Here is a 13,571-nt window from a genome sequence, read left to right as displayed (position 1 = left end):
GCGCGCGGTTCGATCGCCCGGTCAGATCACGCAGCGAGCCGCGCGATTGCGCAGCGCGCGGATCGCGCTGAATGCGGTCAGCGCGGACGTCTTCGGGTTGTCGGGCAGCGGCTTGCCGCTCATTTCGAGCGACATCTCGCCGAATGCGCCGCGTGCGGTGATGCGGTGCACGTTGCGCGCGACGGCCGGATCGGCGATCAGGCGCACGCGCGTCGCATCGAGGCCGACGCCGGCGAGCGCGACGGTCGCCGCGACGTTCGCGTTCTTCGGATACAGCCGCGCGGCATCGCGCGCCGTGCCTTCGAAGATCACCTTTTCCTCCGTCATCGTGCGCAGGTCGCACAACGCTTCGGCCGGCGTGCCGAGCCAGCCGAGCGGCGGCTTGCGGCCGACGTACAGCACCTCGTCGAGACCGCCCTGCTTCGCGGACGCGAGCGCGTCGATTCCGCCGATCGCGCCCGACAGCAGCGTCAGCGTCGCGTCGCCTTCGTCGGCGGCCTGCGACAACGCGTCGAGCAGCGCGAGATCGGACAGCGCGCCGATCGACGCCACCGCGCAGTCGGTGCCCGACTTCAGCAGCGGCACGACGTGATCGACGAGCGCGCTGTGGCCCGCGCATTCGAGCGCGAACTCGGGGCGGCAGGCCAGCGCGTCGACCGACGACACGACGTCCACCGCGCCGCCGAGATCGCGCTGCACGGCGTCGCGCTGATGCTCGGGCACGATCACGTGCGCGACGCGCAGCGACGCATCGTGCTCGACCGCGCGATAGACGGCCGCGCCGATCGCACCGAAGCCGATCATCGCGACGTCGACGGGCCCATGCCCGTGGTGCGCGTGGCCGTTACGCATACTGGCGCTCCTCCGGCGCTTCCTTCTTCACCGGCGGGCCCGCGAACGCGGAAGCGAACGAGCCGACCGACAGCATGTCGACTTCGACCATCACCGGGCCCTGCTTCGCGAGGCCTTCGCGCACGACCGCTTCGGCCTGGTCGAGCGACGTGATGCGGTAGTGCGTCAGGCCGAAGCTTGCGCAGAACTGCGCGAAATCGGGCTGGTGCAGTTGCACGAAGCAGCGGCGGCCGCCGTAGTGCGCGTCCTGGATGTTGCGGATCACGCCGTAGCACTGATCGTTCATCAGCACGATCATGACGTTCGCGTTTTCCTGCACGGCCGTGACGAGCTCGCCGACGTTCACCATCAAACCGCCGTCGCCGACGAGGCACACCGTCTTCGCCGCGCTGCCCGCGAGCGCCGCGCCGATCCCCATCTGAATGCCCTGGCCGATGCCGCCGCCGAGCGCATGCACGCCCGCGCGCGGTTCGAAGATCTTCAGCAGCCGGTTGCCCCACGTGCTGTTCGAGATCGTCACGTCGCGCACCCAGTTGTAGTCGCGTCCAACCGCGTTCTGCAGCGTGTCGACGAGCTGCTTGTACGGCCCGAGCCCCTTCGACACGTCGGCCACCGCCTGTTCGCGCGCGCCGGCCAGATCGACCGCGAACTGCGGATCGACCGACAGCCGGCCTTCGAGGCGGTCGGCGAGCTCGGCGAGCACGCGCTTCGAATCGCCGTGCACGAACAGCGCGTTGCGATAGCCGCGGTTGTCGGCGAGCGCGTCCGCGTCGATGCGGAACAGCGGCTGCGGCAGCGCGAGCTTGTACTTCAGCGTTTCGTTGCCGCGCAGCCGCGAACCGACGACGACGAGCGCATCGCAGGTCTTGTAGAACGCTTCGACGGCCGCATGCACGTTGAACGCGCCGAGCGTCGCCGGATGATCCTCGGGCAGCACGCCGCGCCCCTGCACGCTCGTGACGACACCGAAGCCGAGCTTCACCAAGCGCTCGACTTCGGCGCGCGCATGCCGCGCGCCGCCGCCGAGCCACAGCAGCGGACGGCGCTTCGACGCGAGCGCGTCGGCGAGCTTCGCGACGCGCTCGCTGTCGTGCTCGCGCACCGCGACGTGCGCGGGCGCGAGGTCTTCCGGCCATTCGATCTCGGCCGCCTGGATGTCGATCGGAATCTCGACCGACACGGGGCCCGTCGGCGCGGTCTGCGCGATGCGCACCGCTTCGCGGATCGTCGGCAGCACGGTTTCGACGGTCCGCACGCGGAATGCGGCCTTCGAGATCGCGTCGAGCATCGTCAGCTGATCGGGCGCTTCGTGGATATAGGCGAGATCCTGATCGAGGTACGGCGTTTCGATCTGCCCGGTGATGTGCAGCAGCGCGGTGCCGGCCGTCAGCGCCTCGACCATCGCGCCGGCCGCATTGCCGGCCGCGGTGCCGGTGCTCGTGAACGCGACGCCGAGGCCGCCCGACACGCGGGCGAGGCCGTCGGCCATGTTGACCGCGCCCGCTTCGCCGCGTGCGCCCACGTAGCGGATGTTGCCGCGCGTGTTGATCGCGTCGAGGATCGGCATGTTGTGGATCGAGATGACACCGAATGCGGTCTTCACGCCGCACTGCTCGAGAAAGGCGGCAATCAGCTCGCCAACCGTGGTTTTTTTAGACATGGCGTGCAAAGCCTCCAGAAACGTCGATATGGCTGCCCGTCGTGTAGGACGACAGATGCGTTGCGAGATAAAAAAGCGCCCAGGCGGCCTCGTCGGGCTTGCCGAAGCGGTTCAGCGGAATGTTCTTCTTGCGCGCGAGCGCGCCGGTCCAGTCTTCCCAGGTTTCGCCGGGCTGTGCCTGTGCCTCGTAGCGGCGGCGCCACTGGCCGGACTCGACGATCCCGATCAGGATCGAGTTCACGCGGATCCGCTGCGGCGCCAGTTCCGTCGCGAGCGACTTCACGAGGCTCAGCACACCGGCGCGCGCGGACGAGGTCGCGACCATGTGCGGCTGCGGCTGCAGCGCGAGCAGCGAGTTCACGCACGTGATCGTCGGCGCAGCCGCGTCGCGCAGCATCGGCAGGAACGCGCGCGTCGGGCGGATGATGCTGAAGTACTTGAGCTCGAGCTCGTCGCGCCACGCGTCGTCGGTTGTCTCGGCAAACGTCGACACGCGGCCCTGGCCGGCGTTGTTGACGAGCATGTCGGTACGGCCGAAGCGGTCCGACACGGCCTGCGCGAACGCGCTCACGTCGGCTTCGTCGAGCACGTTGCAGCGCACGGCGAGCAGCGGCGCGCCCGGATACCGTTCGCCGAGCATCGTCTCGGCGCGCGCGAGACGTTCGCCGTCGCGGCCGCAAATCGCGACCGACGCGCCGGCCTGCAAGAACCGTTCGGCCGTCGCGAGGCCGATGCCGGACGAGCCGCCCGTCACCACCGCGACCTGCCCGGTCAGATCGATCTGAATCATCGGAGTCCCAAAGCCTTCAAAAACGTGTGCTCGTCGTCCGAGCGGTAATTGAGCCGCCGCGACAGTTCGGCCGCCGCGCGCCGCACCTTGTCGATCAGTCCGTCGGCGATCAGCGTCGCGTCGATCTCCGGGCGCGGCACCGTCACCGTGATGCAGGCGACGATCTTCTGCGTGTCGTTGCGTACCGGCGCGGTGACGACCGAAATGCCGCGCTCGAACGACGAATTGCTGATGCCGTATCCGCGCAGCGCATCCTCGCGGATCATGGTGTACAGCGCGTCGACCGTGTCCGGCGTCGCGTTCGTCATCCGCGGCAGCGTGCCTTCCGGATACAGCGCGCGCAGCGCGTCCAGCGAGAGGTCGCCCATCAGCACGTGACCGTGCGTCGTCGCGTGCGCGGGCAGCCGCGTACCGACGTTCACGCGAATCGAACTGAACACGGGCGCCTCGCTCTGCGCCTTCGCGACGAACACGACGTCGCGGCCGTCGCGAATCACGATGTGCGTCGTGAAGCCCGTCGCATCGCGCAGGCTTTCGATCACGGGCAGGCCGAGATCGGTCAGCTCGAGCGAGCTCAGATATTCGAAGCCGAGCCGCAGCACCGCGATGCCGAGCTTGTAGTTGCGGTCCTTGTCGGCGCGCTCGAGAAAGCCGAGCGATTCGAGCGTCTGCAGCAGACGGAATACGGTCGTGCGCGGAATGCCGAGCCGCTTCGACAGCTCCGGCGCACCGAGTACCGGTTCGCGCGGCGAGAATTCGGCGAGAATCCGCAGCCCGCGCTCGAGGCCCGGCACGACGTAGCTCGCTTCGGCCTTCGCGGGTTCGGCCGCGCTCTGCAACGGTTCGCTCATGCCGCCCTCCGCTCGAGGTCGCACTGCCGGCAGAACGTGTCGATCAAAGCCGAATAGACGTCCGGCGCCTCGACGTAGCCCGCGTGGCCGGCCTGCGGAATCACCTGCAGTCCGACGCCGGCGACCGCCGCGATGCGTTCGCACGCCGCGGGCGGCGTAATCGCGTCGTTCGCGCCGACCGCCACCGCCGTGCGGCCGCGAAACCCGGCGAGATCGGCCGCGAGATCGGCATTGGCGAGCAGATGCGTGGCCTGCGCATAGCCGGCCGGCACGATGCGCGCCATGTTCCAGCGCACCCATGCGCGCGCGTCTTCGGTCGCGAAGCCCGACAGCATGTTGCCGCTGCGCTGCGCGGCGAGCCCGGCAGGCCCGAGTTCCGCGAGCATCGCGAGCCGCGCGTCGCGGCGCGACGCGCGCGTCTCGGCCGGCGCACTGCCGTAACCGCCGGCCGGCGAAACCAGCAGCAGCCCCGCGATCCGCTCGGGCTTCACGCGCACCATGCCGCCCGCGACGATCGCGCCGAGCGAATGCCCGACGAGCACGCAGCGCGCGATGCCGAGCGCATCGAGCCAGGCGTCGAGCGACGCCGCGTAATCGACGGCCGACGGCGATGCCCCGTGCACCGGCGTCGATGCGCCGTAGCCGGGCGCGTCCCACGCGAGCACGCGGCGCGAAGCGCCGAGCGCGTCGAGCTGGCGCACCCACGACGCGGCGCCCGAGCCGATCCCGTGCAGCAGCACGACGGGCAGCGCGGCGCCGGCATGCTGCGCACCGGCCTCGCGATAACCGATCGTGCCTGCCGCGCCGGAGGCGCAGCGCTGCTCGGGAAACCGCTCGAGCAGCGTGGCGAACGCCGCGGTGCGGTCGCGTTCTCGTTTGTCGACGACACTCATCGCTTCATCCGCTCCGTGTCAGCGCTTGATCTTCGCGAGCGGCGAATCGGGCGGATACGTCGGCGTGATCGGCTTCGGCGAACCGAGCATCACGCACATCAGCGCGTCTTCCTCGCCGATGTTGATCTCCGTGCGATACACGCCGGGCGGCACCGAAATCAGATCGCGCTCGCCGAGGATCGCTTCCCACGTTTCGCCGTCGCGCTCGCAGATCACCTTCATCTTGCCGCGCAGCACGAAGAAGATTTCCTCGACGTCGATGTGAATATGGCTCGGGCCGATGTTGCCGGCCGGGATCACCATCGTCGAGAACGTGAAGTTGCCGGCCGGCACCGTGTTCACGTCCTTCGCGACGCCCGTGCCGCCCGTGCCCACATAGCGCATCTGCGCGCGGCGATACTTCGGGTCGTAGTCGGCCTGGAACTTCAGCGCGTCCCAGTCGTAGCGGCGCGTCGCATAGCGCGCGACACGCCCTTCCATCCACTCGCCGAACGTTGCGCCTTCCGGCTGATCCCACGATTTGCGTTCGATATCGGCGTCCGCCATCGTCATCTCCTCAAAGAGTGAAAACCATCAATTCATTACGAAGCCGCCGTTGACCGGCAGCAGTTGACCGGTCACGAAGCGCGCGGCGTCGGACAGCAGGAACAGCACGGGGCCCGTCACGTCGCCCGGCACCTGCGCGCGCGTCAGCGCACGGCCCTGCAGGTAATACGCGTGCCGCTCCGCGGGCACGTATGCGGTCGCCTCGACTTCGGTGAGGCCCGGCGCGATCGCGTTGACCGTCACGCCGTGCGCGCCGAATTCGCGCGCCTGCGCATGGGTCATCGCGATCACGGCGCCCTTGCTCGCCACGTAAGCGAGCAGCTTCGGCGCGCCCCACAGCGCGGTATCCGAGGCGAGGTTCACGATCGCACCGCGGCCCGACTGCGCGAGGTGCGGCAGCGCGGCGTTGCTGACGAGCCAGAGGCCGCGCACGTTCACGTTCATCACCGCGTCCCATGTCGGCACGTCGAGTTCCGTCGACGCCTTGCCGCCCGAGTTCGTGATCGCCGCGTTGTTGATCAGCCCGTCGATGCCGCCGAGCGCCGCGGCGCATTGCGCGACGAATGCGTCGACGCTGGCCGCGTCGGCGAGATCGAGCGCGAAGAAATGCGCGGCATGGCCGCGCTGCGCGAGCGATTCGGCGAGCGCACGGCCTTCGTCGACGAGCACGTCGCCGAACGCGACTTGCGCGCCCGCGTCGACGAGCGCCGTCACGAACGCGGCGCCGAGCCCGCGCGCGCCGCCCGTCACGACGACGCGCCGCCCGGCGAGCGACACGACCGGTGCGTGCTCAGCCATGCGCGGACTCCGCTGCGGCCTGCGCCGCGCGATGCGCATCGAGCGCCGACAGATGTTCCTGCGCGCGCTGGCGCAGCATCCGGCGCACGCGCGTGATGCCGACGTCGTGCTGATACAGGTATTCGTGATCGCGCGCATTCGGCGCGAGGCTTTCGAGGACGTAGCGGTCCTGCTCGAGCACGTCCCAGTGCAGACCTTCGAGGCGGTTGCGGTACATGAAGCGCCACACGTCGCGCTGCCAGCCGCTGACCTTGCGCGTGCGCCAGAAGTAGACCTGGCAGTGGTCGTCGTCGACCGGCGTCGCAAAGCCGATGATCCCGAAGTTGCCGCCGGGGCCGAACTTCTGCTTGTACGGAATCGCGAGGCGCATCCAGAGGCAGCCGGTTTCGCCGAGTTCGACCCAGTCGAAGTTCACGTCGCGCTGGCCGATCTTTTCGAACATCAGCCCCGTCTCGGTCTTGCGCACGCGCATGTCGGCCTGCTTGTCGCCTTCGGCCATCGAGTGCGACGTCGCGTGCAGATACGCGCCGTGCATCGGATCCATCACGTTGTCGATCGCGTACTGGTAATTGCACTTCCAGTTCGACATGCAGAGGAAATGCGCGTATTCGTCGGCGACCAGTTCGACCGGCAGGTTCAGCGGTGCGGGTTCCGGATGCGCGTCGTCGCCGAACCACAGGAAGATCGCGCCGGCCTTCTCCTCGACCGGATACGACTTCACGCACTTCGTGCCCTCGAGCGGGCAGTTCGCGACCGCCGGCACCTTGTTGACCGTCCCGCTGCCGTCGACTTCGATGCCGTGATACCAGCATGCGACGCTGCCGCCGAGGTTCCAGCCGAGCGACAGGCGTGCGCCGCGATGCGGGCAGCGATCTTCGAGCGCGTGGACCTTCCCGTCCTGATCGCGCCACAGCACGATCTGCTCGGACAGGCGCGTGATGCCGACCGGCGCGTTCGATACCTGCCAGCTCGGCGCGACGGGATACCAGTAGTTCTTGATGCCGCGGTCGAGATAGTCACGGACCGGGTCGTGTTGCGATGCGTGTTGTGCGGGGGACGTCATCAGTGTGCTCCGGATGCGGTTGTCTGTCGGTCGCTCGGCGCGCGCGGTCATTCCGCGAGCGACGCCATTTCGGCGCAGAAGCGCTCGGCGGTCCACGGCGCGCCGTCCGGCGTGCGAAAGCCGATCCGGTTCAGGCCGGCGACCACGTCGTCGAGCTCGGTCGCGCCGGCCTCGAACACGCGCTCGAGCGCATCGCCGAGGTCGTTCTCGTACTGGGTCGGTTCGGCCTTGCGCGTCTGCCAGATCCGGTTCTCGACCTGGCCGGGGATCTCGATCCGCCCCTTGCCGGCGACGTTGTTCGGCTGCGGCGCCACCCACGGCTTCAGGAACGGGTTGAAGTTCACGGTCGCTTCTTTCATGTCATTCCACCTTGATCTGGATTTCCTCGCCGGCGAGGCGCACCGCGTACTGCTTCAGTGCACGGCCGCCCGGCCCCTTCAGGCATTCGCCCGTCCTGATGTCGAACACGGCTTCGTGCAGCGGGCATTCGACGGTGCCTTCGTCGACGAAACCCTGCGTCAGCAGCGCGTATGCATGCGGGCACACGTTCTCGAGCGCGTACACCTCGTCGCCGACGCGGTAGATCCCGATCTCGACACCGTCGGTCCGCTTGAACTCGATCGGCGTGTCTTCCGACAGCGCGCCGGCGTGCCCGGCGCAAACCCATTGTTCAGACATCTCACACCCTTCCTTCTGATCGACTCGCGATTTTTGTTCCATATTAGGAACAGCAGTTTATGGATGGTGATTATAGGAGCGACTTTGGACGAGCAAAATAAAAAGCTGCGCGTCCTAGGGAAAACACCGACGATCGATTCGACGATGGTGCGAAAGCACGGCCGTTTGACGAATTTTTCTTGTGGGACGGGGATTTATCGCGCTCGCGCGCGGAAAGTGGACCGCCGGTAGATCGTCGTGCCGCATGCATCTGGCCCGAAAAATTTATTTTTTTCCGGCATTGTGCCGCCCCTATACTTCATTCCATCAGAGGCACGATGTTCCTTATATGGAACATATGAAATGCCCGTCGGGCTGGGGAATCGCGTGACGGCCGGTCGTCCATGCGCGCAGCACCACCGCCCGTTTTCATTCGGATGGAGAGTCAGGAGATCACATGGTCAAGCATGCGGTAGCAGCAGCGGTCGTCGGGATGGGCGCCGTGTCGGGCGCGTGGGCGCAGAGCAGCGTGGTGCTGTACGGGAGCCTCGATGCGGGTGTCGCGTACGTGAACAACGTCGGCGGCCACGCGAAGTGGGCGATGATCCAGGGCAATACGCAGCCCGATCGCTGGGGGCTGAAGGGCAAGGAAGATCTGGGCGGTGGGCTGTCGGCGATCTTTCAGCTCGAGAACGGCTTCTATACGAACAACGGTCAGTTCGCGACCGCGAACACGATCTGGAATCGCGCCGCCTACGTCGGCCTGAGCTCCGAGCGCCTCGGCACGCTGACGCTCGGCCGCCAGACGCCGCTGATGTTCGACTATCTCGATCCGCTCAGCACCGCCTACCTCGCGATGAGCTGGTTCGCGTTCCACCCCGGCAACATCGACGGGCTCGCCGCGACCGGCAACGTGCCGTACAACAACGCGATCAAGTACCGGTCGCCGAGCTTCGCGGGCTTCTCGGCCGCGGCGACGCTCGCGCTCGGCAATACGACGAACTTCTCGACCGGCAAGTCGGTCGGCGTCGCGCTGAACTATGCGAACGGGCCGTTCAAGGCAGCCGCCGTCTACTCGAGCGAGCACGACCGCTCGGTGCTGATCTCGCAAACCGGCATCGCGTCGTTCCAGGGGCAGAACACGGCGAACGGCTATCTCGCGAACAAGGTCGAGAACATCGGCGCCGGCGCGTCGTACCAGTTCGGCGACTTTCTCGTGCACGGGCTGTACACGCGCACGAAGATGCAGTCGAACGGCTATTCCGACACGTTCCAGAGCTACGACGCGGGCGTGAACTACCGCAGCAGTCCGTTCAACACGATCGCGGGCGGCGCCGCCACGACGACGCTCGCCGGCCGCCGCTGGACGCAGGTCGAACTCGGCGACATCTATGCGCTGTCGAAACGCACGCAGCTCTATGCGAACGTGCTGTACGAGCATGCGACGGGCGGCGCGCACGCCGCGTTCTTTACGGCCGGCGTATCGAGCACCGCGAACCAGCTGATCGTGCTCGCGGGGATCCACCACTCGTTCTGACGCCGGCGCCGCGCGTCCCGACGCGGCGCCCGGAAACGACAAGAGCGGCCCGCGGGCCGCTCTTGCTCGACAGGCGACCGCCTCGGCGGCCGATGAGGCGCGTCAGAACATCGCGACCTTGTGACGCGCGTGCGCGAAGGTCGGATCGCTGTCGAGCGGACGATAGTTCAGACGCTGCGACAGATCGACGGCCGCGCCGCACACGGCTTCGACGAGCCGCTCCTTCTCGGCCGCGTCGCCGATCTCGGAGCGCGGCACCGTCGCGGTGATCGCGGCGACGATCGAGCCCGAATGATCGCGCACCGGCGCGGTGACCGCCGAAATCCCGCTTTCGAACGCCGCCTCGCTGACCGCATAGCCGAGCCGCGCGTACTGACGCACGCGCTCGTACAGTTCGTCGACGGTGGCCGGCGTGCGATCGGTGAACTGCTCGAGCCGCTTTTCCGGATAGAGCTGGCGCAGCGCGTCGCGCGTGAGGTCGCCCATCAGCACGTGGCCATGCACGGTCGCGTGCGCGGGCAGCCGCGTGCCGACATGCACCTTCACCGAGCCGAACATCGACGCGTTGCTCTGCGCTTTCGCGACGAACACGACATCGCGCTGATCGCGGATCAGCAGATGCGTGGACAGGCTCGTCGCATCGCGCAGCCGTTCGAGCACCGGCGTGCCGAGATCGGTCAGCTCGAGCGAGTTCAGATATTCGAAGCCGAGCCGCAGCACGCCGACACCGAGCCGGAAATAACGATCGCCGTTCACGCGCTCGAGAAAGCCGAGCGCCTCGAGCGTCTGCAGCAGACGGAACGTCGTCGTGCGCGGAATGCCGATGCGCTTCGACAGCTCGGGCGCACCGAGCACCGGCTCGCGCGCCGTGAATTCGGCGAGGATCCGCAGCCCGCGTTCGAGACCGGGCACCAGATACGACGATGCGCCGGCGGCCGGTTCGTCGTCGCCCGCTGCGGGCGGCGGCGGATCGTCGCGTTCGGCGTCGCGCGGTGCGCGCGCCTGCCGGGCCGACGGTTTCGGTACGCCGCTCATCGTTGTGTTGCCTCACTGCACATGGACGAAATGGAATCGCTCACGAGATACCCGCGATGAAGAATTATGGATGGGCGCTCCGACCGGATCAACACGATCCGGCCGGGCCGGCGCGTCGTGCCGGCGCGCTGCGCGCGACGACGGCCGCATAGGCTGACACGATCGAAAGAATATCAGCGATAGACGGGGCTGCCCACCGGCGCCCGGAAGAATGCACGCGCGGTCAACGCGCGCGGCTAGCCGCAGCGTCGGCGTTGCGGCCGATGAACGCGCTGCGCGCTCAGGCTGCCACGGCGTCGACGTAGTCGGTGCGCGCGCGCTGGCCGGCCGCCTGCGCGTCGGCTTCGTGGGCAAAGCCCTGATGGCTGAACGCGACGACCTTGACGCCGACGCCGGACGCACGCTTCACCGTCAGCGCCCATTGCCATCCGCCGTCTTGCTCGAAGACGTGCAGCGAGGGTTCGAAGGATTCCTGCAATGCGCTCACGCGGTGTGCTCCTGCCTGTCCGCGCTGGGCCCGCAGCGCATGAGGCATGTTGTAGAAATGGGCGCCGGCTCGCCGGCGCGCTATCAGCCATTCGATAGTCTAGTCAGAATTTGTTGCGACGCACCATCAGAGGTTTCACTCAGCTATCGGAACCGCCCGGTCGATGAATCCGGCCACGGCCCTGTCGGCGCGGGCGTCCGCAGGCGTCGCCGCGCGCTTGCCGGGATGTGACGGGACGCCGTTGTGCGGCAAGGTGCCGCACGATTGCGCCCGCGCGGCGGCGCGCCGGTCGGTTGGTCCGCTCGGCGGTCCGTCCCTTATCCGCCCGCCGCAGGCGACGCCGGATAAATGTAGCGAAACGTCAGATTCACGCGTTCGCCGTGCACCGACGGCGCCTTCGGCACGCGGTGCTGCCACTCGGCCTGCGTGCGTCCGCGCATCACGAGCAGGCTGCCGTGCGTGAGCCGATACGCATGCGTGGCGCCCGTTGCGCGGTGGCGCAGGTCGAACACGCGCATCGCGCCGAGGCTGACCGACGCGATCACCGGCGCGTCGCCGAGCTCCGGCTCGTTGTCCGCATGCCAGCCCATGCCGTCCTGACCGTTCCGGTAGCGGTTGAGCAGCACGCTGTTGAAGCGCGCGCCGCACGCCGCCTCGACCGCGCGCTTCAGTTCGAGCACGGCCGGCGTCCACTGTGCAGGCACGTTGCGTATGCCCGAATAGACGTAGACGGCATCGGGCTCGCCCTGCCACGCCGTCAGGCGCGGCAACGGAATGCGTCCGCGCGGCGTGCGGATCGTGTCCTGACGCCACGCGACTTCGTCGATCAGCGCCGCGAGCAGCCGATCGGCCTCGGACGGGACGAGCCAGTCGGGATACCAGTCGACGTCGGGTGCCGGCGTTTCGTCAAAAAGATCGGGGGTCGACATGCGGGGCGATACGGGAGCGGTATGTCTGCATACTAGCCAACGGCGCGCGGCGCTGCCATGCGCTTCCATTCGCCGGCTTCGGGACGAGTGCGCGCGTGCCGTGCATGGCCGCCGCGCTGTCGACGACGGGCTACGGCGCGGCCGCGCGATTGCGCGCCGTGTACTCCGCTTGCGTGCCGTCACGCGCTCGAACGGCTGATGCAGGGCCGACACGCTGACCGTGCCGGCTGCAGCCGCCTGCGTCATTCACTGCGCGCGAGCCGGATCAGCGTGATCTCGGACGGCACGCCGAAGCGGTTCGGCGGCCCCCAGTAGCCGGTCCCGCGGCTCGTGTAAAGCCACATGTCGCCGAACCGCGCGAGCCCGCCGATCACGGGCTGCTGCAGCCGCACGAACGGCGGCCACGGCAGAAACTGGCCGCCGTGCGTATGGCCGGACAGCTGCACCGAGAAACCCGCGCGGCTGGCCTGTTCCGCGCTGCGCGGCTGATGCGCGAGCAGGATCCGCGTGCCGACTTCGGCCGGCGCGCCCGCCAGCGCGCGTGCGGGGTCGCTGCGATGCGCCGGATCGAATCCGCCGGCCGTGAAATCCGTCACGCCGGCGAGCACGAGGCGCGCGCCGCCATGCTCGATCAGCACGTGTTCGTTCAGCAGCACGGTCAGGCCGATGCGCCGGAACTCGTCGATCCAGGCGTGCGCGCCCGCGTAATACTCGTGGTTGCCCGTCACGAGGAAGCTGCCGTGGCGCGACTGCATCCGCGCGAGCGGCGCCGTATGGTCGCGCAGGCGCGGCACCGACCCGTCGACCACATCGCCCGTCACGACGACCAGATCGGCATCGAGCGCGTTGACCGCGCGCACGATGCGCTCGACGTACGGCCGCTTGATCGTCGGGCCGACATGGATGTCGGACAATTGCACGATCTTCAGCCCGTCGAGCGCGGCGGGCAGCCCCGCGAGCGGAATCGTCACATGCTTGACCGCCGCCGTGCGGCGCGCGCCGACGAAGCCGATCGCGGTGACGAGCACCGCGCCGATCACCACCGCGAGCGCGGTGTCCGACGCGGCGCCGGCCCACACGGCGCCGTGACCGGCCTGCCGCCACAGGAACGCGGCGAGCAGCACGAATTCACGCAGAAACGTCAGCACCAGCAGCGACGAGAAGAATCCCATCGCGATCGAACCGGCCCAGCCGAACAGCGTCGCGGGCCAGCCTTCGTCGAAGCGGCGCGAGAACATGCCGATCGGAATCAGCACGCAGAAGCTGGCCAGTACGAGCGCCGCGAGCGTGCGCGCGAGCGGTGAAGCGAAGGCGTCGGGAATGATCCGTAACCCGACGTACAGATGGAACATCACGCCGATTGCAATGAACCGGACAAAGAAACTGCGCATGGAGCATTCATCCTCGTGGCGATACCGCTTTCGCGATGCGCGTCGGGCGGGATCGCCGCGCTTCGCGCCGTACGCAGGATGG

At 68.1% G+C, this 13,571-nt stretch carries 15 protein-coding genes; 1 reads left to right on the top strand and 14 read right to left on the bottom strand.

The window, feature by feature from the left end; all coding sequences use genetic code 11:
• Positions 1-21: 21 nt before the first annotated feature.
• From ACSHSS_RS19565 to ACSHSS_RS19520, 10 genes are read right to left on the bottom strand one after another with little or no spacing between them, the layout of a single operon-like run.
• On the bottom strand, positions 22-852 hold the full coding sequence (locus tag ACSHSS_RS19565; RefSeq protein ID WP_012216809.1) for an aspartate dehydrogenase: 831 nt from the start codon (positions 850-852) through the stop codon (positions 22-24).
• Positions 845-2,512 carry a thiamine pyrophosphate-binding protein gene (locus ACSHSS_RS19560; protein WP_012216808.1) on the bottom strand — a complete coding sequence of 556 codons (1,668 nt, stop codon included), beginning with the start codon at positions 2,510-2,512 and terminating at the stop codon, positions 845-847. Before ACSHSS_RS19560 ends, ACSHSS_RS19565 begins: the two co-directional genes overlap by 8 nt.
• A complete protein-coding gene (locus ACSHSS_RS19555) occupies positions 2,505-3,302 on the bottom strand; it encodes an SDR family oxidoreductase (protein ID WP_445545411.1) in 798 nt (265 codons plus the stop codon). The genes ACSHSS_RS19560 and ACSHSS_RS19555 overlap by 8 nt, the downstream gene beginning before the upstream one ends.
• A complete protein-coding gene (locus ACSHSS_RS19550) occupies positions 3,299-4,153 on the bottom strand; it encodes an IclR family transcriptional regulator (RefSeq protein ID WP_048804599.1) in 855 nt (284 codons plus the stop codon). Before ACSHSS_RS19550 ends, ACSHSS_RS19555 begins: the two co-directional genes overlap by 4 nt.
• A complete protein-coding gene (locus ACSHSS_RS19545) occupies positions 4,150-5,046 on the bottom strand; it encodes an alpha/beta fold hydrolase (protein WP_217026365.1) in 897 nt (298 codons plus the stop codon). Before ACSHSS_RS19545 ends, ACSHSS_RS19550 begins: the two co-directional genes overlap by 4 nt.
• An 18-nt stretch (positions 5,047-5,064) precedes the next feature.
• Positions 5,065-5,592 carry a cupin domain-containing protein gene (locus ACSHSS_RS19540; protein ID WP_006396778.1) on the bottom strand — a complete coding sequence of 176 codons (528 nt, stop codon included), beginning with the start codon at positions 5,590-5,592 and terminating at the stop codon, positions 5,065-5,067.
• Between the two features lie 27 nt (positions 5,593-5,619).
• Positions 5,620-6,390 carry an SDR family oxidoreductase gene (locus tag ACSHSS_RS19535; protein WP_105757227.1) on the bottom strand — a complete coding sequence of 257 codons (771 nt, stop codon included), beginning with the start codon at positions 6,388-6,390 and terminating at the stop codon, positions 5,620-5,622.
• Entirely contained in the window at positions 6,383-7,453 is a 1,071-nt protein-coding gene (locus ACSHSS_RS19530; RefSeq protein WP_006413805.1) for an aromatic ring-hydroxylating dioxygenase subunit alpha, read from the bottom strand. The genes ACSHSS_RS19535 and ACSHSS_RS19530 overlap by 8 nt, the downstream gene beginning before the upstream one ends.
• Positions 7,454-7,500: 47 nt before the next feature.
• Positions 7,501-7,812 (bottom strand): recombinase-like helix-turn-helix domain-containing protein, encoded by a 312-nt coding sequence (locus ACSHSS_RS19525; protein ID WP_445545410.1) that lies wholly within the window; start codon positions 7,810-7,812, stop codon positions 7,501-7,503.
• Between the two features lies 1 nt (position 7,813).
• The gene (locus ACSHSS_RS19520) at positions 7,814-8,131 is read right to left on the bottom strand and encodes a non-heme iron oxygenase ferredoxin subunit (RefSeq protein WP_006396774.1); all 318 of its coding nucleotides are present in this window, start codon (positions 8,129-8,131) and stop codon (positions 7,814-7,816) included.
• Between the two features lie 436 nt (positions 8,132-8,567).
• On the opposite strand from ACSHSS_RS19520, the gene ACSHSS_RS19515 reads away from it, so the two are divergent.
• Complete coding sequence (locus ACSHSS_RS19515) at positions 8,568-9,647, top strand: porin (RefSeq protein ID WP_006413812.1); 1,080 nt, start codon at positions 8,568-8,570, stop codon at positions 9,645-9,647.
• Between the two features lie 102 nt (positions 9,648-9,749).
• Here the strand turns inward: ACSHSS_RS19515 and ACSHSS_RS19510 are convergent, their stop codons facing one another.
• From ACSHSS_RS19510 to ACSHSS_RS19495, 4 genes are all read right to left on the bottom strand, one after another.
• Entirely contained in the window at positions 9,750-10,682 is a 933-nt protein-coding gene (locus ACSHSS_RS19510) for an IclR family transcriptional regulator (protein WP_006396770.1), read from the bottom strand.
• 280 nt (positions 10,683-10,962) lie between these two features.
• A complete protein-coding gene (locus tag ACSHSS_RS19505; RefSeq protein WP_006396768.1) occupies positions 10,963-11,169 on the bottom strand; it encodes a hypothetical protein in 207 nt (68 codons plus the stop codon).
• Positions 11,170-11,486: 317 nt separating this feature from the next.
• Positions 11,487-12,098 carry an alpha-ketoglutarate-dependent dioxygenase AlkB family protein gene (locus ACSHSS_RS19500; protein WP_012467961.1) on the bottom strand — a complete coding sequence of 204 codons (612 nt, stop codon included), beginning with the start codon at positions 12,096-12,098 and terminating at the stop codon, positions 11,487-11,489.
• 242 nt (positions 12,099-12,340) lie between these two features.
• Complete coding sequence (locus ACSHSS_RS19495) at positions 12,341-13,489, bottom strand: metallophosphoesterase (protein ID WP_445545409.1); 1,149 nt, start codon at positions 13,487-13,489, stop codon at positions 12,341-12,343.
• Positions 13,490-13,571: the final 82 nt, after the last annotated feature.

Source organism: Burkholderia sp. BC1, from assembly GCF_052683555.1.
Note: the sequence above shows the minus strand (reverse complement) of the source record. Positions and strands in the feature narration are given on the sequence as shown.